Origin of the sequence: Agromyces humi (assembly GCF_009720255.1) — a bacterium.
GTDB classification, from domain to species: domain Bacteria; phylum Actinomycetota; class Actinomycetes; order Actinomycetales; family Microbacteriaceae; genus Agromyces; species Agromyces humi.
Genome location: NZ_WJSP02000656.1, coordinates 1 through 1,134 on the forward strand (window position 1 = coordinate 1; position 1,134 = coordinate 1,134).

The window sequence follows — 1,134 nt, forward strand, 5'->3', positions numbered from 1 at the left end:
CCCGCACGGCGCCCGACGCGGTGGCGCGCGAGCTGGTGCGGCTGGCCGAGCGGGTCGAGCGACGAACGGCGGATGCTGCGCCCGTGCGCTGACACGGCGCATCCGAACCCCGGCCAGGTCAAGGGGGTTGCCCGGCGCATCCGCATGGCCGAACGTGGATGCACCCTGGGGGGCGATGGTCCGACGGAAGGCGGCTGCCGTGCAGGATCGACGCATCACCGACGAACGGCACGGGGCGCGAGCGCCGGGGTACGGGGCATCCGCCCCCGTGCGACGAAGCCGGGCTCCGCGATTCACCTGCAACGTGGTGCCGGGGGTGCATCGGCTCGAGCACGCCTACGTGAACTGCTACCTCCTCGAGCAGGGCGGCGCGCTCACGATCGTCGACACGGCGCATCCGGCGACCTGGCCGGTCATCGGCCACGCCATCCGCGCCCTGGGCCGGGAGCCCGGTGACGTGCGCGCCTGCGTGCTCACCCACGCGCACTTCGACCACCTCGGGTTCGCCCTGCGCGCGCAGCAGGAGTGGGGCGTGCCGATCATCGCGCACCCCGAGGAGGAGTACCTCGCGGCGCATCCGTACCGATACGCCCACGAGAACCCGCGGGCCCTGTACCCGATCGCGCACCCGCGCGCCGTGCCGCCGCTCTTCGCCATGCTGCGCGCCGGGGCGCTGCGGGTGAAAGGCGTGACAGGAATCACGCACCTGGCGGCCGGCGAGGTGCTCGACGTGCCGGGGCGCCCGCGCGTCGTCTTCACGCCCGGACACACCTTCGGGCACTGCGCGCTGTACCTGCCCGACTCCGATGCGGTGCTGAGCGGCGACGCCCTCGTCACGTTCAACCCATACACGGGCGGCGACGGGCCCCAGATCGTGTCGGGCGCCGCGACGGACAGCGAGCAGTCGCTTCACCTCTCCGAAGGTGCCGACGAAGCGGTTGTGATACCCGACCTGCGTGACCAGCCGGAGTTCGGCGGCCTGACGCTCGATGGTGAGGTCTTCCGCGATGCGCACGCCGTGCCCGAGGCGCTCGCCGATCTCCCTGATGGACAGGTGCGTCTGCAGGTACGGCAGCAGCCGGAGCTCAGCGGGCGTGAGCGGCGGGCCGCCGATGGGACCCGGCTGCTCGCCCG

General features: G+C 73.0%; 1 protein-coding gene. It reads left to right on the forward strand.

All coding sequences use genetic code 11. The features are described from left to right. Window positions 1-199 precede the first annotated feature (199 nt). Window positions 200-1,134: MBL fold metallo-hydrolase (locus GH736_RS23270; protein ID WP_235934656.1), on the forward strand; the 935-nt coding region annotated here is incomplete at its 3' end.